The sequence below is a fragment of the Pedobacter sp. CFBP9032 genome, assembly GCF_034045265.1.
Lineage (GTDB): Bacteria > Bacteroidota > Bacteroidia > Sphingobacteriales > Sphingobacteriaceae > Pedobacter.
The window spans coordinates 256,393-279,069 of the sequence record NZ_JAXCWE010000003.1; the positions used below are offsets into that span (position 1 = coordinate 256,393).

A 22,677-nucleotide genomic window follows, 5' to 3' on the forward strand; every position below is an offset into this window, starting at 1 on the left:
TATTAGAATCAGATCTTTTTAAATAGAAGTTTAAATATGCTTAAAATTAATCCTGGTGTAAAAAACAGTAAAATACTGAAGGATAAAGGGCGTATGATAGTCAATGTGGCAATCAAGCGGTTTATCTATTACGGAATTGCAAAAACGACAATGGATGATATTGCAAAAGATTTAGCCCTAACCAAGCCATCACTTTACTATTATTATAGTAATAAGAGCCACTTGGTTAGGGCGGTCTTTGACCATGTTTTCGCTGAATACCTCAGCCTTTTACAGGCATTACCACTCAATCAATCATTAGAAAAAATTTTAGATGATGTGATAAAAATACAATGGAAGTTATTTAAGCACTATGCACTGCTTGGTTATTCAACAACTTTTTTATTTAATGCTAAAGATAAAATTTTACAGCATAAATTTTTCGAAGTGAAGATGAGCCATATTGCCTTTTTGACTCAGGTGTTTCAAGCTGCAAGCAGGAGTAACACAACCACCTATACAAATATTGATCAGTTGGTACACCTTTATTTTTCTTGCATGCAGGGCCTATTATGGAATCATATTGTAGATAAGCAAACATTAATTCCTACGCATTACAGACAGCACATTATAGTTTATAAAAATGCAAGAAATTTATCTTCAGTTTTTGTGAAGGGAATAAGCTTGTAACCATGCGAAATTGATGATTGGCTGAGCGGTTGTATAAGTTTCATGTATGAAGATCGACTTGCAAAAATTCTTTAGCGCACAGGCTTTTGAATTCTCGTAAGTCGATCACTTATATGCATTCGCCTTCATACAAAAACTAAAAGCAATTAAAAAACAGTCTTAATTTTTTAGTTAAATATACTTTTTAGTATATTTGTATAAGAATTAGGTTTTATGTTAACAAAAGCAGAGAAAACAAAGCAGTTCATATTGGAAGCGGCCACACCCTTGTATAACGAAAAAGGTATATCTGGTGTTACTATTGATGATATTCTTTCTGCTACCAAACTAACTAAAGGCGCATTATACGGGCATTTTAATGGTAAAGATGATCTTTCTGCACAAGTTGTTGATTACTCATTAGATAAACTTTCTCAACGCATCAGGTCTGCTGTTTCAAAGGGTAAATCTGTTAAAGCGAAGGTGTGGGCATTTATGGATTTTTATAAAGATCCGCTTAATTCGCTTATACCAGGGGGGTGCCCGGTTTTTAATACCGCTGTTGAAACTGATGATAACTACCCATCACTAAAACAAAAAGTGGCAAAAGTAATCAGGATTGGTCAACAGGAACTGACCGCGCTACTTCAAAGCGGGATTGATAACGGGGAGTTTTCAACTGAACTGGATCCGGCAAATTTTGCCTTTAAGCTGGTGGCAGCCATTGAAGGTGCTACGGTAATGTGCAGGGCTATGGAAGTAAGTAAACCAATGGTGGTGCTAATTAAAGGCCTTAAATCCGAATTGGCACAATATGAGCGTTAAAGCTCTTTTTTTGGTGTAAAATATACTAAAAAGTATAAAATATAAATTAAAGAATATGAATATTACAAATTTATTTGATCCTTGTTTAATCGGGGATATTGAATTGAAAAACAGGATTGTTATGGCTCCTATGACACGAAGCCGTTCTGACAATGAAGAACACGCGGCAACCGAATTGACTGCAAAATATTACGGTCAACGGGCCACTGCTGGTCTTATCGTTACCGAAGGTACGGTCATCAGCGAGGATGCGGTTGGTTTTCCAAATGTTCCGGGGATATTTAACCAAGAGCAGGTAGAAGGTTGGAGGTTGATTACTTCTGCCGTGCATGAGAAAGGTGGTAAAATCTTTGCCCAACTGTGGCATACAGGCGCTAATTCGCACCCTGACCATCATAATGGGTTAGCGCCATTAGCGCCATCTGCTTACAACCCGAACATCAAAGTCTTTTCTCCAACTGGATTCAAGGAGAGTGAAACCGCTAGGGCAATGACTTTAGAAGACATCAAGAAAACAGTATCTGACTTTAAAAAAGCTACAATTAATGCTTTTGAAGCTGGTTTTGATGGTGTGGAACTGCATGGAGCAAATGGTTATCTGCTGCAACAATTTTTTTCAAAAAATTCAAATTTCCGAACAGACGAATATGGGGGTTCGGTGGAAAACAGGGCACGTATTCTTTTTGATATTTTAGATGAATTAAAAGATGTAGTGGATATTAAGCGCGTGGCCATTCGCTTAAATCCATCATTAAACGGAATCATGGGCATTTCGGTCGATGATGAAACAATTAAACTTTATGATTATATCGTAAACAGATTGAATGATTATGGTCTTGCTTACATCCATCTTATAGAGCCTTTTACCGATGTTACTGCAATTCCGGAAGCGATCCAGGAAATTGCCAAACATTTCCGAAAGATTTACAAAGGCACCATCATCATCAATAGGGCATTCAATAAAGAAACAGCTACAAAAGTATTGAGCGATGGTGATGCGGATCTGGTGTCATTTGGCGTACCGTTTATTGCCAATCCGGATTTGGTAGAAAGATTCAGGACTAATGCAGTACTCAATGCTCCCGATCAAAACACCTTTTATACACCGGGCGAAAAGGGTTATACCGATTATCCTTCTTTATCTAAATAGCCTTTAAAAAAACAACAAAAAATATATTTCCAGATTTTAAAAATAAAAAATAATGAAAACAACAGGAAACACCATATTCATCAGCGGTGGAAGTGCAGGCATTGGTTTGGCAATTGCTAAAAAGCTAAGTGCTGCCGGCAATAAAATCATCATCAACGGACGTAGCGAAGAACGCCTTCAAAACGCCCTAAAAGAATTAGCGCATACCGTTGCCATTCAAGGTGACTTATCTGTAAAAGAAGATAGAATTCGCATAGCCGAAGACTTGAAAACAAATTACCCTGAACTGAATATCATTGTAAATAATGCAGGTACTGTTTTTATGAATGATCTGAGTGATCAAAATAATAATGCAGCAGAAAAAGCGCATCAGGAGATGAATACCAATTACATCAGCGTGATTGATTTTACTTCACTGTTAATTCCACAGCTTTTACAGCAGGAAGAAGCTGCAATCATTAACATTACTTCCATTGTTGCATTCAGATCAAATAAATACCTGCCCACTTACGCTGCCAGCAAAGCGGCACTCCACAGCTATACACAAGGATTGAGAGATACCTTTTTAGATAACGAAAAATTGAATGTTTATGAAGTATATCCGCCTTTGGTTAACACGGAGTTTTCAGCAGAAATTGGAGGTGCAAACGGTATTCCGCCATCAGAAGTAGCCGATGAACTGTTTACAGCCTTAGCGCACAATCAATTTGAAGTTCCGGTTGGAGACAGTAAGAAAATACACGCTCTGCTACACCCAATCACAGAACAGGCACCTTACTGATTCTTTTAAAAGATAAAATTCAAAAGATATGAACTTAAAAGGAAAAACAATCCTGATTACAGGTGGCGCATCGGGCATCGGACTTGAAGCAGCTAGGCAATTTTTAGCAATTGGGGCTAAAGTGATTATCACAGGTAGAAATCAGGCGAAACTGGATGCGGCTAAAAAAGCGCATCCAGCACTGGTTGCCATACGAAGTGATGTGGGAAATGAAGCAGATGCAAAAGCGCTCTTTAATACCGTAAAAGAATTGGGCGGTATTGATATTTTATACAATAATGCTGCTGTGCTCGTTGCACCCTCAAATTTAGGGATTGCAAGCGATAAGCATGCTGAAGGTGCAGCGTATGAAATGGAAGTTAATTATATTGGTGTAATCAGGTTGATTAATCTTTTTCTTGACATGCTTAAATCAAGAAATGAAACAGCAATAATTAATACCACATCAATTCTAAGTCAGGCTCCTTCTCTGATTGAAGCCACTTATTCTTCATCAAAAACAGCACTGGCCTTTTATACCACATCGTTACGTGAGCATCTAAAAATTATCGGGAGTAAGGTAAAGATCGTTGAATTGATCCCACCACTTGTTGCTACAGAAATGACCGCAGAAAGAAAGGATAAAAAAATATCACCTGAAGATATGGTTAAAGGTTTGATCAAAGGTCTATCAAAAGAACAGCATGTAATCCGCGTGGGCGATGCAAAACTATTTAATCTGGTTAACAGGTTTTTACCTAAAACAGCCTTTAAGATACTTAACCCTCAAAAAGACCATCAACTTCTAAAAAAATAACATGAAAGCATTTATCATCAACAAATATACCAAGGGCGGCCTGCAACTTGCGGCTATTCCGACTCCAACGGTGGGTGAAAACGAGGTTTTGGTAGAGGTTTATGCTGCAGGCCTAAATGTTTTGGATTCTAAAATTAAAACAGGAGAATTTAAGCTGATTTTGCCTTATAAGCTTCCATTAATTTTAGGTCACGATGTGGCAGGTATCATCACCCAGGTGGGGGAAAATGTAACGAAATTTAAAGTTGGCGACGAGATTTATTCCCGCCCTGCCGATCATCATATCGGAACCTTTGCTGATTACATTTCGATTAATGAAAAAGATGTGGCACTTAAACCTAAAAACCTGACAATGGAGGAAGCGGCCTCTATTCCGCTGGTGGCACTTACTGCGTGGCAGGCATTGGTTGAGCATGCTGATTTGAAAGAAGGACAAAAGGTGTTTATACAAGCAGGTTCTGGAGGTGTAGGAACGATCGCTATCCAGCTGGCAAAACATTTAGGTGCTACTGTTGCTACCACTGCCAGTACTAAAAGTTTTGAATTATTAAAGCGCCTGGGTGCAGATGTGCTGATTGATTATAAAACGCAGGATTTTGAAACAATGCTGAAAGATTACCATGTTGTACTCAACAGCCAGGATACCAAAACACTTAAAAAATCAATCAAAATCCTGAAGCCAGAAGGTCAGGTGATTTCCATTTCTGGTCCGCCAACTCATGAATTTGCCGATGAGATGGGATTACCCTGGTACTTGAAAGCTGTCTTATCATTAATTAGCTTTGGCATCAGAAGAAAGGCAAAAAAACGTGATGTCGATTTCTATTTTCTCTTTATGAAAGCCAGTGGAAGCCAGCTTGAAAAGATTACTAAGCTCATTGAGGCTGATATCATTAAACCAGTTGTGGATAAGATCTATCCTTTTGAACAGACCAATGAAGCGCTAAAATATGTGGAAAGCGGGCGTGCAAAAGGAAAAGTGGTGATTAAGGTAAAATAGGTTTATTAAGTGCTATCGCGATTCGAACAGATCATTCGCTAACTGATTCTAAATTTCTTTTTATAGGTCTATTTTACGGATGAGGTAAAAGGAATCGATGCCTTTAATTTAAATGTATAGCCTAATCATTTAACCAGCTAATCCGGGTTTGACATAAATGAGGAATCAAAAATAATCTTCGTTTCTGAGGGGGCACAAATGGTGTGCCCTTATCTTTTTTATAACTGCCTAGTTCCTTTAAAGTTGCGGAAGAGAAACATAGATTGTTGTTTTTTTGAATCCAGTTTTTTGATATGAGCAATGATTCTTTTTTCCTGGCTGTCTTCCGTTTTTTGAGAAACGATGTCATCCAGAATGGCCGTTTTTTCATCCTCTGGCAGGCTCATGAATTTTTTATATACCTCAGCATCCTTAAAACAATCTTTGACTTCATCTTCATGGGTCAATCGATCGTCTGATGTTTTAACCATACTTACTGTTACTTCGTCGCCACCACCTTTATTTATTGCTTTGCGAATAGTGCTGTTTAGCGAGATACGTTTGTCTTGATCTTTAAGTGGTGCCAGATTTAAATCTTTGAATTCATAGCCATCTATTGTGCCGGAAACTTTCATAAAACCCCATTTACCCCGAATATCTTTCGTACCCGGAATCACCAGGTTATACGTCCATGCACCCTTACCTGGTTCGTGTCTGATTTTCAATTTTTCGTTTTTTAAAAGTTCTTTCATTATTTTCTTTTCAAAGGATTTAACGGATGGAATACTCAGCGTAACATCATGACACATTGTATTGTTTCGTCCCTTCATGAGCGTTGACAAAAAAGCCAAACTTGATGAATATGATGCGAAGGATTACAAACCCTCCTGAAATTGACATTTAACTAAAGTGATAAACGAGGGCATTTTTAACAGGAAGTTTATGGAGATGGATGAAAAGCGCATTGCTTTATGGGTAAAAATGCTGATTAGCGCTTTGGATGGAATTAAAATGATATTTTAGCTGATGCAAAAGCCACAAAGATTAATCTGGTAAAAGAACTGCTTTCGACAATATTTGTGGGCGGCCCTGGAACGACGGAATCATTGATAGCATCATTCGCCCGCTTAATATATCTATACTTCTTCAGGATGGTAGAAATATTAGTTACAGAAGTATAAAGACCTCAGTCTATAACCCAAGTCCATTACGTAAAAACTGAATAATGGGTAATACAGTGCTAAAACTTAAGGTTATATCCCGAATCAATTCATCTTTAGTTTTTAACAACTCTATGGGACTCTTCAGTTCGTATTGTTGGAGTTTGATGTAAGCCTCGCCCGGAATTCCAACAGGATATCCCTTAGGTAAGGCACTTAATGATGAAGATTGCACCAAAGTAAATCCCGAAGAATAGGTGTCCTTAAGTATCCTGTCAAACTCATCTGCATGTTTTGAAATGTAACTCCTCATCACCTGTAGTCCAAAAATATCAGGGTCGTATTTAACGCTGATATAGTTTAGGCCTGGTTCAATATGTACCAGGTATACAGGTTCATTACCATCATTCGCTAATGGACTAATGGATATTTCAAAAAAGGCATTGTAGGTGATTGCCTTTTTGGGCTTGAAATTGATAAGATTGGAGATAAACCTTTCCACTTCAATTTCATCGTTTAACCTGGTATCGATAGGAGAGAGTTGTTCTAATAATAGATAGGCTAAATCACCTATTTCGGTTTTCGCCCGCTCATATTCACCAATATGATCCATAAACCAAGTTTGGTTATTATTGGATTTTAGATTAAGTAGAAATTCGAGGGTTTTTTCCATGTGATTGATGAGGATATAATACAAGTTTGGTAACAAAATGACGTTATAAATGTTTTTCTCATATCGTCATCGTCATTAAAATCTGTTTTCGATTTTACACCTGCCATTTACAAAGATGTTAAATAAAACAACGTTTACATTTTTATCTAAACTAAAAAAAATAATAATACGGCGTGGATGAATAGCAATCGTGATGCTTATAATAATTGATTGACGACTTCTCTAATTTCTTACAAATGTTAATCAAAGCAATTGCAACATTTGATGATGATATTTTGAAATCAGATTTGAAAGCAAAAGATTGCATACCGAGGCTAAATAGAGATTTCCGTTTTTCCAAAGGATAAGTCTCCATATAAAACCTGTCTTTCTGCTGTCATCAGTAAAAAATGGACGGAAAAGTGGCGATTGCTAAAGTAGCGTTACTGACTTTACGCGCATTAATAAATCCGAAAAATCAGTTATTCATGAAGAACCAATATCGCTTTTACTGATCTGTTCAATACCTTATTAACTGTACTGGTGGTAAATAAGCGATAGATGATATTGTGGTGATGTTTAACCAAACACAAAATATCAGTGTGGTTTTGCTCAATAAAATCCATGATGCCGTTTGGCGCACTGTTATCTTTAATATAATTGAACTCGATTTGTGTTTCTGGTAACAGCGCTCTAATGCTGTTTTCTCCAGTTTGTATGTGTTCCTCGTCTGATCTTTCTGCTACATAAAGTACTTGCATTCTTTGGGTACCAGATGCCTTTAACATTTCATTCAGTGCCAGAATATCTTTTTGAGATAACGTGGTCTCATAGTCTGTTGCTAAAGTGATTACAGGTTGTGATGGAAAGCTACTTTCAGTAGGAACAATTAAGGTAGGGATTCTCATTTTTGTAACGACCATACTCGCATTGCTCCCAACAATCCCGGTAATTCCTGTTGCACCTATTATGCCCATTACAAGCAATTCAACTGCATTTTTTTTGGTATAGTCGGATATTACCGCCCTTAAAAAACCCACTTCACAACTGGTTGATATTTTAATCTCCGTTAGTTTTTGTTCTTCACGAATCTGCGTGGCCCAATGTTCCAGCGCATTTCGTTTATTCTCATAGTAAGATTCTATAAAAATGGCATTGTAGGTGCTATTATTTATCCCTTCTGTAGGATGAATGGCATGAATGGCGGCAACATCCATATTTAATACTTTTGCCAGGGCAAGGGCATAAGCGAATGCATTGGCTGCACTTTTCGAGAAGTCTGTAGCAACAAGTATTTGTTTCATGGTTTAGATATTTTGAAAGTCAGGTTAGATAAATAGGTGAAACAACATGAACAACAATATAGCCAGAATGATGGATACGGGCAGTGTAAGTACCCAAGCCAGGCCGATATTTTTTAGGGTATTATTATTCAGATTTTTTGTTCCGCCAGATGCCACCATAGCTCCCGCAATTCCACTTGATAATACATGGGTAGTACTCACCGGAAGACCAAATGCCGTACTTAAGCCAATGGTTGATGCTGCTACAATCTCTGATGTAGCGCCCTGTGCATAATTTAAGTGTTCGTTCCCTATTTTTTCACCAATAGTGACCACAATACGCTTCCATCCAATCATGGTACCCAATCCAAGCGAAATTGATATGGTCAGGATTACCCATAAGGGGGCAAATTCTACTAATTTTGAAAGTTCTTCCTTGTTTTTGTTGAGTGTTTGATGATCATGCTCGTTAATAACCAGGTTCTTATCAGCTTCAATCGTTTTTATAACCGCAATTACACCTTCAATCTGCTTTCTAAACTTATAAGTATTTTCCTTATCTGTCCCGCTTTTTAATAAAAGATGTTTTTTAGTCTGTTCTATTTTTCTTGTGAAATCAAGAAGGTTAATGCCTTTATCATGATTTAGGACAGAGACATTTTTGATCACTTGTTCTGTAGCATTTAATTGTGTCATTACATCCTGTTTAGGGATATGGTGGTTTACAGCAAACTTTGCTGGCAGGAATGCAATCAGGATAAGCATTAAAAGGCCAACACCCTTTTGTCCATCATTACTTCCATGAAAAAAACTCACCAGGGTACAAGTAGTGATTAATAAACCCCTTATCAACAGTGGAGGCCGGTCATTTTCGCCATGCGGAATATGAAATAGGGCATGGTATTTAATGACATGTTTTAAGAAATACATGAGTAAAATAGCCAAACCAAACCCAATTATTGGAGAAAGGATGAGTGATAATCCAATTTCTTCTGCTTTACCCCAGTTTACGCCGTTACCTCCATAATACCAGGTAAATGCTAGTCCGGCACCAATCATGGCGCCAATCATAGTATGAGAACTGGAGCAGGGAATACCAAGATACCAGGTGCCTAGGTTCCATGTGATAGATGCAATTAACACCGCAAGTACCATGCAGGCACCTACACCAATAGGAAGATTCATCAGTGCATCAAGAGGTACAAGTTTAAGAATTCCCATTGCAACGGCGATTCCACCAGTAAATACGCCCATGAAATTCCAGAATCCAGACCAAGGTATAGCGATAACTGGTTTTAGCGCTTTTGTGTAAATTACGGTCGCTACTGCGTTGGCAGTATCATGAAATCCATTTACAAACTCAAAAGCAATTACGGCAAGTAAGCACAATAGGAATATCAGCAATAGTGGGGTGCTTAAATGAGTATCGCCCATGAAAGGGAATATAACGTTAATGGATGGCATAAAATGTATGAAGATTAGGTATGGGCAACTTTTTACAAAGTACCATCTTAATGATGATGTGTGTATACCTTTAATATTAAATAACTGTTATGTTATGGCTGATAATAAATAGATATTTAATGGTGAATGATGTTATCCTCGAACATTCTAAAAAAGAAAATCCCATTCGTAAATACTTAATATAAATGTGGGTCAAGTGGTAATGAAGTCATGAATACAAACCGGCCGAAATAATTGACCATGCCGGTCTAAGAGCAGAACAATGAGACGGTGGTTTGGCCTTGTTAGATAGTGATAGCGATCGCCATTCTTGTCATTAATCTAAGTTGTATCCTATTTTCTCATCATGCTATTGCCACCCTGCTATCCGGCCTAGGAGATGATGGAAGGAGAAGCCGTTGAAATTTTTGCACTAACGGTTCAAATTTCCCCACAACCCAAGGTAGCGCGAACGGCTCCTTAAAACAAATCCTTATTACAAAGCAAATCGAGCCCTTGCGCTACCGCCATTTAAATTTCGACGCGCTAATCCAACATCAGATCCAAGACTTGATTTTTTTGTTACTTTTTTGATCAAGCAAAAAAGTAAAAGCCCTTCGGCGGCTAGCCGAGGCAAGGCTGCGCAGCGGGAAAAGTTTTAGGCAGGTGATGACACCAGTCGATAGATGAATGCTACAAAAAAATTCTTTTACGCTTCGGGTTTAAAGGATCTTAGCGTGTCCTGGCCGGACGGGCCTTTTTTCTTTTGACAGCAAAAGAAACAAAACTGCCGGCTCGCAATTTTTCTATCCAAGTCAGTGAGAGGGCTTGGGCAATGCCATCCCGAAAAATTGACCATGCCGGTCTAAGAGCAGAACGAAGAAACTGTGGTTTGGCCTTGTTAGATAGTGATAGCGATCGCCATTCTTGTCATTAATCTAAGTTGCATCCTATTTTCTCATCATGCTATTTCCACCTCGCTATCCGGCCTAGGAGATGATGGAAGGAGAAAACGTTAAAGCTTCAACCACAATCTTTCAACCCACCACAACCCAAGGCAGCGCGTTCTCTCCCGATTCTTCATCGGGTGCTTGTGCTGCCGAAATAAAGCTTTAACGAATTTATCCGACATCAGATCCAAGCCTTGATTTTTTTGTTACTTTTTTGATCAAGCAAAAAAGTAAGAGCCCTTCGGCGGCTAGCCGAGGCAAGGCTGCGCAGCGGAAAACAGCCAGTTCATAAACCACCCCGCCCTGTGGGCACCCCTCCAACGGAGGGGAATTGCAATCGCCCCAGCCATCGCCACCCTGCTCGCTTAAATAGTTTTCCCGCAGATTAAGAAGATTTACGCAGAATCGAGCGGTAAAAATCTGCGGTGATCATTTAGATCTGCGGGACCAAATTTGCATTATGCCATAGGACGGTTAACACTCCAGCGATTGATACTCTGCTATGACCACGTGCTATTGCCAATTTGCTATCCGGCCTAGGAGATGATGGAAGGTGAAGCCGTTGAAATTTTTGCACTAACGATTCAAATACCTCAAACCCAAGGTAGCGCGTCCTCTCCCGATTCTTCATCGGGTGCTTGTGCTGCCGAAAAAAAGCTTTAACGAATTTATCTGACATCAGGTCCAAGCCTTGATTGTTTGGTTCTTTATTATCAAGAATAAAGAACAAGCCCTTCGGCGGCTAGCCGAGGCAAGGCTGCGCAGCGGGAAAAGATTATAGCAGGCGATGACACCTGCCGATAGATGAATGGTACAATTTAAATGTCTTTCACGCTTCGCGTTTAAAAGGTTTTGATCGTGTCCTGGCCGGACGGGCCTTTTTTCTTTTGACAGCAAAAGAAACAAAACTGCCGGCTCGCAATTTTTCTATCTAAGTCAGTGAGAGGGCTTGGACAATGCCATCCCGAAAAATTGACCATGCCGGTCTGAGAGCGAAACGAAGAAACGGTGGTTTGGCCTTGTGGGGTAGTGATAGCGATCGCCATTCTTGTTATAAATCTAAGTCTGCATCCTAATTCTCATCGTGCTGTTGCCAATTTGCTATCCGGCCTAGGAGATGATGGAAGGAGAAGCCGTTGAAATTTTTGCACTAACGGTTCAAATTTCCCGACAACCCAAGGTAGCGCGAACGGCTCCTTAAAACAAATCCTTATTATAAAGCAAATCGAGCCCTTGCGCTACCGCCATTTAAATTTCGACGCGCTAATCCGACATCAGGTCCAAGCCTTGATTGTTTGGTTCTTTATTATCAAGAATAAAGAACAAGCCCTTCGGCGGCTAGCTGAGGCAAGGCTGCGCAGCGTAAAAAGTTTACGGCAGGTGTTGACACCAGCCGATAGATGAATGCTACAAAAAAATTCTTTTACGCTTCGGGTTTAAAGGATCTTAGCGTGTCCTGGCCGGACGGGCCTTTTTTCTTTTGACAGCAAAAGAAACAAAACTGCTGGCTCGCAATTTTTCTATCCAAGTCAGTGAGAGGGCTTGGGCAATGCCATCCCGAAAAATTGACCATGCCTATCTGAGAGTGGAACGAAGAAACAGTGGTTTGGCCTTGTAGGGAGCCCACAGCGATCGCCATTGTGCTAAACAAACTTAAAATACCTTCCGCTTTACCTAATAACGTTGAGTCGTAGCGTCTCACTACGACTGGTCGGCTTACGAAGTTTAGGTGGCCTGCGCGATAGGGGAACTTCTTTCGTCTAATAACGAATTTAGCAGCGTATTAAAACTGGCCAAGTCTTTCTGCGCTCTGGCCTTTAAAACTTCGTAAGTTGATCGCTTAAGAAATTTAGGTGGTCTTGCTACGATTATAAGCGGTTAGAAGTTTTTAAATTCCAGCTGTTTTCTCATTGAACACTACTATATTTGTTAGATAACCAAATATCTACATGACAAACAAAACTGTTTATGATGCTATCGTTGTCGGCTCCGGAATTAGTGGTGGGTGGGCTGCAAAGGAGTTAACGGAAAAGGGACTGAAAGTGTTACTTTTGGAACGCGGCAGGAATTTCGAACATATTAAAGATTACAAGTCTGCACAAAGTGATCCTTTTTCGCTTCCACACCGTGGGAAAACAACCGAGGAACAACGTAAAAATTATCCGGTAATTCATCGGGGATGGGCCGCCCAGGAGCCAGTGATGGATTATTGGGCGAATGAAAAAGACAGCCCTTATGTAGAAACTAAGCCCTTTACCTGGTGGCGTAGTTACCAAATGGGTGGGCGTTCAATCTTGTGGGGGCGCCAGAGTTATCGCTTAAGTGATCTTGATTTCGCAGCAAATGAAAAGGATGGAATAGCAGTAGATTGGCCTATCCGTTATCAGGATATTTCTCCATGGTATGATTATGTTGAGAAATTTGCCGGAATTAGTGGTTCTAAAGATGGTATTGCTCATTTACCCGATGGCATGTTTTTGCCTCCAATGGATTTGAATTGTGTAGAAAAAGATGTAGCAGCCAGAATAAAAGCACATTATAAAAATGAAAGGCATTTAATTATTGGTCGCACCGCAAACCTTACGGCAGCCATCCCAGGCAGAACAAAGTGTCAATTTAGAAATCGTTGTTGGGAAGGTTGCATTTTTGGTGGCTATTTCAGTACACAATCTTCAACGCTGCCTGCTGCGCTGCAAACGGGTAATTTAACCGTAAGGCCGTTTTCCATTGTCACTCAAATTCTATACGATAAAGATACCAGGAAAGCAAAAGGCGTGGAGGTTCTCGATGCAGAAACCAATCAAACCTATGAGTTTAATGCCAAGATAGTATTTCTTTGTGCTTCAGCGTTGAACAGTGCCTGGGTATTGCTTAATTCTGCTAAAGATATCTGGCCGGGAGGCTTGGGGAGTAGTAGTGGTGAACTTGGTCATAATGTAATGGATCATCATTACAATCTGGGTTGTTCCGGAACCATAGAGGGGTATGAAGATAAATATTATTATGGGAACCGGGCCAATGGTTTTTATATACCACGCTTTGTTAATTTAGGTAATGATAAGCGCGATTATCTGCGGGGTTTTGGCTTCCAGGGAAGTGCAGGCCGGTCTGGATGGAGTGGCAATATACCAGAGTTAGGAATTGGCGGCGCTTTTAAAGAAGCCATGACTGAACCCGGAGGCTGGTCTATCGGCGCTACCGGCTTCGGAGAGATTTTACCTGATCACCGGAATAAAATATCATTAGATCCTAATACAAAGGATAAATGGGGTTTACCGGTTTTAAATATGGACGCAGAACTCCAGGATAATGAGATCAAAATGCGAAAAGATATTTTAATTGAAATTAAAGCAATGTTCGAAACCGCTGGCGTAAAGAACATTAGTAGTTGGGATAGTGGCCATGCCATGGGACATGGTATACATGAAATGGGTACTGCAAGAATGGGACGTTCGGAAAAAACTTCTGTACTAAATGGCAATAACCAGGTTTGGGACTGTAAAAACGTATTTGTTACCGATGGTGCCTGTATGACCTCTTCTGCCTGCCAGAATCCATCGTTAACGTACATGGCGCTTACTGCAAGAGCTGCGGATTTTGCTGTTCGTGAATTGAAAAATGGAAATCTTTAATTAAAAACCCAATGGATAGAAGAGATTTATTAAAATCAATTGCCATATTAACTGGCGGAACCCTGGTAGGGGGCGATTTGTTGCTAAGTAGTTTTACCAATCCAGATCCTAAAGCAGTTGGAATATTATCGCTTAATCAGATCAAATTCCTTAATGAACTCGGCGAAACGATTTTACCCACAACTGCTAAATCAAAAGGTGCCAGGGATGCAAATGTTGGTGCCTTAATCAATGTAATTACTACTGATTGTTACAAAAAAGAAGAACAAACTACATTTATGGAGAGCCTGAAGCAGATTAATGTAGAGGCTCTGAAAAGCCTGAAAAAACCTTTTCAAAGTGCTACAAAAGCGGAACGGGATAGGTTTTTAACCGGCTTAGATCAGGAAGCTTACCGTTATCAGCAGGAGAAGCACCTCAAAGATGATGAGGAAAGAAAAATCAATAAAAATTATGTTCCCTTGCCCAATCATTATTTTACGGGTTTAAAGCAGCTTATCATCTGGGCTTATTTTAATTCAGAAATCGGAGCCACCGAAGCCCTTAGATTTGTTTCGGTGCCTACCCGTTATGATGGGTGTGTACCCTACCACAAAGGCGATCGGGCTTGGTACTAAAATAGGTTAAAAATGTTTTCTATACTAGCTGATTGGTGTTGAAGTACAGAATGAACAGGTTTTTATCTCTCCCTATAAAGCTGATAAATAAGGATATTAAATACGGAAAAAAGAGGCTGTATCATCAATTCGAAATGTCATTATTTATGCATTAAGCCAATGATCATTTCGGTCGGTGAGACATACCACCGATTGATAACGGTTTTGCGACATGCTCCACATGGCAACATTAATATCAATTAATCATCATGATACAGCCTCTTTCATAGATTTTCTGGGTAATATTTGTGATTTAGGCTTTTATAAAGGCTAACAAATCTTTGTTAATTGTTTCAGCTTCAGTCGTAGGCATTCCGTGTGGAAAACCAGGATAAGAAATTAATTTTCCATTTTGTAAAAGTGCAGCGGCTTTTGGCGCTTGCTGAAATGGAACTATCTGATCGTCTTCGCCATGCAAAACCAATACCGGAACAGTTACAGTTTTAAGGTCTTCTGTTAAATCTGTTTCAGAAAAAGCTTTAATGCCTTCGTAATGTGCCAATACAGATCCCATCATTCCCTGACGCCACCAATTGTGTTTAATGCCTTCCTGAACTGTTTTGCCTTCGCGGTTCCATCCATAAAAAGCTACTGGGAAATCATAGAAATACTGTGCTCTGGTAAATCCTGTTCCCAGGCGAATTTCATCAAATACAGATAATGGAACACCTTCCGGATTGTTTTCATTTTGAATCATGATTGGCGTAACCGCACTAATTAAGATCGCTTTAGCCACGCGTTCACCATGTTTTGCAACATAACGAATTACTTCTCCACCACCCGTTGAGTGACCAATGTGTATAGCGTTTTTAAGGTCTAATGCTTCTGTTAGTTCGGCTACATCAGCTACGTAAGTATCCATATTGTGTCCTTCAGCGGCCTGGCTCGATCTTCCATGGCCACGGCGATCGTGTGCAATAACTCTGTAACCTTGTTTCAAAAAAAACATCATTTGTGTATCCCAGTCATCTCCTGATAATGGCCAGCCATGATGGAAAACAATTGGTTGTCCGGTTCCCCAGTCTTTGTAATAAATTTCAGTTCCGTCTTTTACTTTAATAGTTGCCATAATTTTAATTTTTAATTAAATAATTTATTATAAATCTTATTTGATAAACGCACCGTAAAGCAGTTCAGCAATCGTTTAAATAAAATTCAATTTACGTGCCTATTGTTTAAATTACTGATAGTTAGTGTTTTAGTATTGATTTAGCTTTGTGTTTTTTCTCTTTATTTCGTTAATTTACCAATAGGTTTCACCAGTAGGTTTATGGCTGTATTTCGTTTGGTGATGAGGCCAGCCGATAGGACTAGCGTTAGGATGATGGTTTTTATTCTATTTATATGAGCCTATGATTACGCACTACATTTTACATGATTATTTGTATTCCGTTTGGTGAGGATATATCCACCTATGGGGTAATTATTCGCTGCTACTTAACAAATTCAAACTTTATACCTAGCTTTTTAATTTTTGAATTTAACGTCGTCGATGGGATATTCAGAAGTTCGGCAGCACCTCCCGGGCCAAAAATTTTGCCGTTGCAGCGCTTTAAAATACTTAGAATATGCGCTCGTTCCATTTCTTCCATCGTTTTAATTTGAAAAGAATCATCAGCTGATAATGCAGCCTTAACTGATGAATCTGGTAAACTAACTGCTGTTATCGTATCACCTTCGGTTAATAACATCGTTCTTTCAATTAAATGCTCAAGTTCTCTGATATTTCCCGGCCAATCGTATTGTTGCAATTCGGCTAAAGCATCTTTAGAAATTTCAGTAACGGTAGACGACGATTTTTTACCAAATTTTTGGATGAAATATTCAGTTAAAAGTGGAATATCTTCTTTTCGTTGCCTTAATGCGGGCAATTCTATAGGAAAAACATTTAACCTGTAATATAAATCTAAGCGGAATCTACCTTCGGCAACTTCCTTTTCCAGGTTTCTATTCGTTGCAGTAATAATTCTAACGTTTATTTTCTTTGTGTAATTTCCACCCAAACGTTCAATTTCTTTTTCTTGCAGTACGCGAAGTAATTTCACTTGTGCCTCTAAAGGAAGTTCACCAATTTCATCTAAAAATATGGAGCCACCATCTGCTTGTTCGAATTTTCCAATACGCTTTTCATTGGCTCCGGTAAAAGATCCTTTCTCATGGCCGAAGAGTTCAGATTCGATTAAAGTTAGTGGTAAGGCCGCACAATTTACCGTAACCAAGGGCTTGTTTTTTCTTGGTGATAATTTATGAATGGTATGCGCAATTTTTTCTTTTCCGGTTCCACTTTCACCTAAAATAAGTACCGATGTATCATCAGGGGCAACTAGCGTTAGCTTTTTAAACACTGCATGTAATAACGAACTGTCTCCAATTATTCCATTAAAATCTTGTATAATTTTTTGCACTGGTTGATTTGTCTCCGTTGATTTTTCGAAGGACACTGGTGCTGAATGATCTATGGATATATCTTTGGTATAGAGTTTTTTGTCTAAAATCAGTTCGAAACTTTTCTTAAACTGATTCAGGATTCCTGTATGAACTTTGGTGTACAGGTCTGATAAATGATTGAAAAATACAATTTGAAACGTTTCTCCATTCCGCTCAATTTCAGTTACTATAGCCGATTCTAATTGGTAATGATCGGAAATAGATTGGATCCACAGGTTTTCCATCCTCAATTTGCGGAAATCGTAACTATTAAAAATGAATTGATCATGATGCAATACAGCAGTGGTATTCCAGGATTTAAAATCCCGCGGCGAAATTCCGGTTTCTTTCAGAAGGGCTTCATGGCTTAAAATATTAAAATTGCCTTCTGGCAATCTATTGATCTGAATATCTTTAACGCTGGCAGGTGGATTTGATTTGGTTATCCATAAGAAATCAAAGGGCACAACAGCATGAAACGCAGCACTGATCTGCTTTAGTTTTTCTGTATTTGATTCATTTTTTTCTACAATGTGCTCAATTTTTTTATGCAAAGATGGTTCTGCATGTTGGTTGTATTTTAGATTTTGCTCATGTCTGTATCGGGCAATATCGAGCATTACCAATAAGTCTTTTTCCCTGAATGGCTTAACTAAAAAGCCGTAGGGTAACGTAGCCTTTGCTGCCTCCAAAATTCCCTGATTCGTATTTGCAGAGATGTAAATAAATGGAATTCCCATTTCGGTAAGCTGCCCTGCTAAATCTATTCCGGTTTTATCGCCTTGCAAAAATATATCCAGTAAAATCCATGTTGGCGCTTTGGTTTCAATTAGTTCTAAGGCTTTTACAACTGATGGCGCAATTCCGCACACTTTGTAACCAGCCTTTTCGAGCATAATTCTAAGGTCATTAGCGACAATAAACTCATCTTCAACAATTAAAATTTTCTGTTTCATTTTTTATTCATCCATCAATTAACAGCGCTTAGCCAGATTACTATTTACAATTAACTCAATAAAAATACCATAACATAACTTTTTGTATTTCAGATTATTATGGTTTAAGCTGGTTTTGTGATTGATGATATATCGTTAATTTACTAAATATGATTAGCTGATCTACATCCTTCTTATTGCTAATTTTTTAATTTTCGAATTTAGGGTGGTGGCTGGTATTCCTAATAATTCGGCGGCACCACCCAAGCCTGCCACTTTGCCTTTGCATAACTCCAAAACCTTTATAATATGGTCGCGTTCATTGTCGACGATGGTTTTAATACCCATTGAGGATGCAGGTTCCTCATTTTTATTTCCGAATGTTAAATGACTGGCATCAAGTTTTTCGTTTGATGAAAGTAAGATACTTCGTAAAATCACGTGTTCAAGCTCCCGGATATTGCCTGGCCAATGGTATTGTATTAATTTATTTAAAAAATCTTCCGGTATTGCTGCTATATTTTTGCCTAGTGCACCTGCGTGTTTCCGAACAAAATGTTCTGCCAGAAGTGGTATATCTACTTTTCTTTGCCATAGTGGAGGGATGTGAATCGGGAAAACATTTAACCGGTAAAAAAGATCCAGTCGGAAGCGGCCTCGGGCAATTTCTGTTTCTAAATGAAGATTTGTAGCTGCAATAATCCTTAAATCTATGCCAATTGGCTTTTTGCCACCTATTCGTTCAATTTCTTTTTCCTGTAAAACCCTAAGTAATTTTGCTTGCAAATCAACAGGCATTTCGCCAATTTCATCCAGAAAAATAGTTCCGCCATTGGCTTCTTCAAATTTTCCTATCCGGGTATTAATGGCACCTGTGAAAGCGCCTTTTTCATGGCCAAATAAAATAGATTCGATCAGATCAGCTGGTAAAGCAGCACAGTTTACGGCAACAATTGGCTTTAAATTCCGGTGTGATAAACGATGCAGGCTTTTTGCAATTTCTTCTTTTCCTGTTCCGCTTTCTCCCGTAATTAAAACGGAAATATCTGTTGGAGCAACAATTTTTACCTTATCTAAAACACTTAACAGCGATGTGCTTTTACCTATAATATTTTTAAAATCATGTTGGTTTACAACATAAGCATCAGGTGTAACCGTTTTTTCTGCAACTACCGCTGTTCCGGCCTTTTCGAGTTCAACAATGTGCACCAGCTTCTTTTCCAGTGTGCCAGATAAGAAATTGAGCAATTCCATATGTGGCTTTTGATAAATGTTTTCAGTTCTGCTGTAAAAAGAGAAACTAATCTGATCGCCGTTTTCCAATAAAAATGTTTTAACCAGATTAGAATAAAGGTGGTAAGTATTAGCAATCAACTCCTTCAATGGTGCAGTTTTTTTTACAGCTTCAAAAGCATCGCCAATGTATATGGCGTCATTGGTAGTTTCTGGTATCAGTTGGTTAATGGCATTATATTCTCTTCTGCTCAGCGAGGAAATGTTTAATAACTCATTAACACTAAGTAATTCATATTTATCAAAGTTTTTTCTGTTAATGCCAATTTCATTGTAGCGTTTTCCTTCTTGATCAATGCCAGAGAGTGCAATAAAATCAAATGGAATATAAGGTTGAAAAGCACCTGCAATGGAAAGTATTTTCTTTTGCCAGGTTAAAGATTTCATTGAAATATTTACAATAAAATCCTGCATAAACAGCTCGCTGCTCATTTTCATATTATTGCTGTTTTCTTTACGATACCTGGCAATATCAATACTCATCAGTACATCTTTATCCCTGTATGGCTTAACGATAAAACCATAAGGGCAGGTAGATTTTGCAGCTTCCAACACCTTTTCGTTCGAATTGGCAGAAATGTAAATAAATGGAATCTGACTTTTCATTAAGTCGTGTGCCAAATCAATTCCAGTAAGTTTTCCTTTCAGATAAATATCTAAAAGCACTAAATCCACCACGTTATTTTCGAGTATAGCTTGCGCATTTTTCACCGAATCGGCAATGCCTGCCACATCATAACCTGCACGCTTTAAAATCATTTGTAAATCATGAGCCACTATAAACTCATCTTCAACGATTAGAATTCTTTCTTTCGTTATCTTATTCATAGGGCTTTATTGGGTTTTCATCAGTATTGGTAAAGAGTAAACTTACGGTAACGCCATTATTGCTTTCCATAGAAAAGATCCCATCTATTTGCGCACTCAAGCCTTTCATTAGCGTGAGCCCTAAGGTATTACTCATTTTATAGTCAAAATCTGGCGGAAAGCCAACACCGTTATCTGTGATGAGTAAAAGATATTGATGCTCTTGTTGTTCTTTCAGGCTGATTTCTACCTTTCCCTTTTGCGCATTCGGAAAAGAATATTTGAAAATATTCGTAATTGCTTCGTTAATGATAAGGCCAAGTGGTACCGCCTTAGCAATATCCAATTCCAGGTTTAGGATATCCAGTTCGAAACTTATCTTTTTATCATCATTAAGGCTTTCCTTTAAGTATTCTATCAGTTCGAAAATATAGGGATGGAAATTAATGGTAGCCAGATTTTCTGTTTGATAAAGCTTTTGATGAATTAAAGCTATGCTTTTTAACCTGTGCTGACTTTCCTTTATCGCCTCTATAGCAGCTAAATCTTCCAGGTAATAGCTTTGGCTGTTTAGCAAACTCATGGTTAATTGTAGATTGTTTTTAACCCGATGGTGAACTTCTTTAATTAAACTTTCCTTTTCCTGAATTAACTTATTTTTTTGCTGCACATTGATTTCGAGTTTCGCATAAGCGAGATCGATGTCTTTCTTTTTCTTAACCAGCGTATTATGCAGTTTTTTCTTTAACCTCGATCGTCCGTAAATTAAAATAATAATGAGGGTTAAAAATACTAATCCACCAATCGTCACATTTTTAATTAATTGGATACGATTGAGTTCCTGGCTTTGGAGCTGTGATTTCTTCCTTAAAATTTCATTGTCATTTTCCTTTTGGGCGGCCTGAAACTCAATCTGCAGTCGTTCAATAGTATTTAAGTTTTCCTGACTGAGCATAGAATCCCTTAGTTTATGAAAAGTTTGCAAGCGAAGCACAGCTTCTGCCGGGCGATTGGTGGCCAGATCTATTTTATAAAGAATTTCATTTAGCCTAATTTGCCTGGGCAAGGTCATACTGATTTGGTTTTCCTTTGCTTTTTTAGCAAACTTTAATGCGAGGGCATATTGATGCTGCGCAAAATAAAACTCGCTTATGGAGAAAAAAACAGAGGTGCGAAACGGATTCGAAATGGATTCCTGTGTGGAATCAGCAAGTAGAATGTCGAAGTTTTTTTTAGCTAAGTCGTATTTTTTCAGTGCAGTGTAGCATTCGCCATAACCTAAGTGCATAAAATATATATGCTCATTGTTTTTATCTGGAACTTCAGCCCAAATGCTATTGAGTACCGAAAGTGCTTTTTTAGCCTCGCCCAATTTTATCATTTGGCTGGTTACATCATAAGCCGCGATAAATCTGAATGGATTTTTTTTATCCTTACCATTAAGGGTTTTACTATACCAGGCGATGCTTTCCTTAGGTTTACCTATGGCCTCATAAGCAGCACCCACACGATTTAAATAGGTGTCGAGTAATTCTTCATGGTTGATTTGAGAAGTTTTTACGCTGAGTAGTGCGTAATTTAAAGCCTTACTTAATTCGCCCTTTCGTTCGTAAACAGCAGAAAGTAAGTCGTAAGCCATAGGTAAATCCCGAAGTTTATGCTTTTTATCGAGTGCAATTACTTCAAAGAGTTCTTGTATGGCCAGGTCAAATTTCTCTTCTTCCAAATGGAAATCGGCCATTGCTTTTAACAAAGTAGCTTCTCTATATTTTTCTTCAAAAGAGTTTCCAACTTCTTTGTATAGCGCATGTGCCTTTTCAGCCCTGCTGTAAAAGGTTTTATTCCTGTAATCAGATACGGTATCAGGAATTTTTCTGAAGTAAAAATACCAGGCATTAGCTTCTAAGTGTTTGTTCCACGTTTTTTGAGCAATAGAAATCGCGCTTTCATAAGCAGAACTTTGCTTCAGCCTTAAATGTTGCTTGCTGTAAAAGCGGGCAAACATTAACTGTGTTTGGTATTGCCAATTTGCAGAATTAATCTGATTGCTTAACGTTAAAGCATTTTCTAAATAATAAGATGCCTTTGCTAAATCGCCATATTTATTTTCTTTTTGATTGATAAAATGACTGGCTAAACTTATCAGATATTTAATCCGGTTGGTATCAGCTTTTGATTTTAACAGGAGCATGTTTAGCTTTTGCAGGGAGTCTCTGCCTTCCAGCTGGTTTGGCAGATTTATAGCTGAACTGCTATTATT

General features: G+C 38.5%; 17 protein-coding genes. 9 read left to right on the forward strand and 8 right to left on the reverse strand.

Annotated elements, in window-relative coordinates; genetic code table 11:
• The first annotated feature begins 36 nt into the window (after positions 1 to 36).
• The 6 genes from SOM16_RS07720 (at position 37) to SOM16_RS07745 (ending at position 5,200) form a co-directional block, all read left to right on the forward strand.
• Positions 37 to 669, forward strand: coding sequence for a TetR/AcrR family transcriptional regulator (locus SOM16_RS07720; RefSeq protein WP_320463416.1), 633 nt, complete (start codon positions 37 to 39; stop codon positions 667 to 669).
• 213 nt (positions 670 to 882) lie between these two features.
• Positions 883 to 1,473 carry a TetR/AcrR family transcriptional regulator gene (locus SOM16_RS07725; RefSeq protein WP_320463417.1) on the forward strand — a complete coding sequence of 197 codons (591 nt, stop codon included), beginning with the start codon at positions 883 to 885 and terminating at the stop codon, positions 1,471 to 1,473.
• Positions 1,474 to 1,528: 55 nt separating this feature from the next.
• A complete protein-coding gene (locus tag SOM16_RS07730) occupies positions 1,529 to 2,623 on the forward strand; it encodes an alkene reductase (RefSeq protein WP_320463418.1) in 1,095 nt (364 codons plus the stop codon).
• A gap of 52 nt (positions 2,624 to 2,675) precedes the next feature.
• Positions 2,676 to 3,404, forward strand: a complete 729-nt coding sequence (locus SOM16_RS07735; protein ID WP_320463419.1) for an SDR family oxidoreductase — start codon at positions 2,676 to 2,678, stop codon at positions 3,402 to 3,404.
• A gap of 28 nt (positions 3,405 to 3,432) precedes the next feature.
• Positions 3,433 to 4,200 (forward strand): SDR family oxidoreductase, encoded by a 768-nt coding sequence (locus tag SOM16_RS07740; RefSeq protein WP_320463420.1) that lies wholly within the window; start codon positions 3,433 to 3,435, stop codon positions 4,198 to 4,200.
• Position 4,201: 1 nt separating this feature from the next.
• Positions 4,202 to 5,200 carry an NADP-dependent oxidoreductase gene (locus SOM16_RS07745; RefSeq protein WP_320463421.1) on the forward strand — a complete coding sequence of 333 codons (999 nt, stop codon included), beginning with the start codon at positions 4,202 to 4,204 and terminating at the stop codon, positions 5,198 to 5,200.
• A gap of 218 nt (positions 5,201 to 5,418) precedes the next feature.
• On the opposite strand, the gene SOM16_RS07750 is transcribed toward SOM16_RS07745, so the two are convergent.
• Positions 5,419 to 5,931, reverse strand: a complete 513-nt coding sequence (locus tag SOM16_RS07750; RefSeq protein WP_320463422.1) for a DUF1905 domain-containing protein — start codon at positions 5,929 to 5,931, stop codon at positions 5,419 to 5,421.
• A gap of 439 nt (positions 5,932 to 6,370) precedes the next feature.
• Complete coding sequence (locus tag SOM16_RS07755) at positions 6,371 to 7,012, reverse strand: DUF2461 family protein (protein WP_320463423.1); 642 nt, start codon at positions 7,010 to 7,012, stop codon at positions 6,371 to 6,373.
• Between the two features lie 206 nt (positions 7,013 to 7,218).
• Between SOM16_RS07755 and SOM16_RS23220 the strand changes: the two genes are divergently transcribed.
• Positions 7,219 to 7,359, forward strand: coding sequence for a DUF2461 family protein (locus SOM16_RS23220; RefSeq protein ID WP_414692251.1), 141 nt, complete (start codon positions 7,219 to 7,221; stop codon positions 7,357 to 7,359).
• 114 nt (positions 7,360 to 7,473) lie between these two features.
• Here SOM16_RS23220 and SOM16_RS07760 read toward each other — a convergent pair whose 3' ends face one another.
• Positions 7,474 to 8,295 (reverse strand): universal stress protein, encoded by an 822-nt coding sequence (locus tag SOM16_RS07760; protein WP_320463424.1) that lies wholly within the window; start codon positions 8,293 to 8,295, stop codon positions 7,474 to 7,476.
• 24 nt (positions 8,296 to 8,319) lie between these two features.
• On the reverse strand, positions 8,320 to 9,708 hold the full coding sequence (locus SOM16_RS07765) for an inorganic phosphate transporter (protein ID WP_320463425.1): 1,389 nt from the start codon (positions 9,706 to 9,708) through the stop codon (positions 8,320 to 8,322).
• A gap of 2,908 nt (positions 9,709 to 12,616) precedes the next feature.
• Between SOM16_RS07765 and SOM16_RS07770 the strand changes: the two genes are divergently transcribed.
• Positions 12,617 to 14,299 (forward strand): GMC family oxidoreductase, encoded by a 1,683-nt coding sequence (locus tag SOM16_RS07770; RefSeq protein WP_320463426.1) that lies wholly within the window; start codon positions 12,617 to 12,619, stop codon positions 14,297 to 14,299.
• 11 nt (positions 14,300 to 14,310) lie between these two features.
• A complete protein-coding gene (locus SOM16_RS07775; RefSeq protein WP_320463427.1) occupies positions 14,311 to 14,916 on the forward strand; it encodes a gluconate 2-dehydrogenase subunit 3 family protein in 606 nt (201 codons plus the stop codon).
• Between the two features lie 292 nt (positions 14,917 to 15,208).
• Here SOM16_RS07775 and SOM16_RS07780 read toward each other — a convergent pair whose 3' ends face one another.
• The 4 genes from SOM16_RS07780 to SOM16_RS07795 all read right to left on the reverse strand — a co-directional run bounded on the left by SOM16_RS07780 (position 15,209) and on the right by SOM16_RS07795 (position 22,608).
• Positions 15,209 to 16,024 (reverse strand): alpha/beta hydrolase, encoded by an 816-nt coding sequence (locus SOM16_RS07780; RefSeq protein ID WP_320463428.1) that lies wholly within the window; start codon positions 16,022 to 16,024, stop codon positions 15,209 to 15,211.
• Between the two features lie 364 nt (positions 16,025 to 16,388).
• Positions 16,389 to 18,338: a sigma 54-interacting response regulator gene (locus SOM16_RS07785; RefSeq protein ID WP_320463429.1), complete on the reverse strand. Its 1,950-nt coding sequence runs from the start codon at positions 18,336 to 18,338 to the stop codon at positions 16,389 to 16,391.
• A 162-nt stretch (positions 18,339 to 18,500) separates the two neighbouring features.
• Complete coding sequence (locus SOM16_RS07790; RefSeq protein WP_320463430.1) at positions 18,501 to 20,438, reverse strand: sigma 54-interacting transcriptional regulator; 1,938 nt, start codon at positions 20,436 to 20,438, stop codon at positions 18,501 to 18,503.
• Entirely contained in the window at positions 20,431 to 22,608 is a 2,178-nt protein-coding gene (locus SOM16_RS07795; RefSeq protein WP_320463431.1) for a tetratricopeptide repeat-containing sensor histidine kinase, read from the reverse strand. The genes SOM16_RS07790 and SOM16_RS07795 overlap by 8 nt, the downstream gene beginning before the upstream one ends.
• Positions 22,609 to 22,677: the final 69 nt, after the last annotated feature.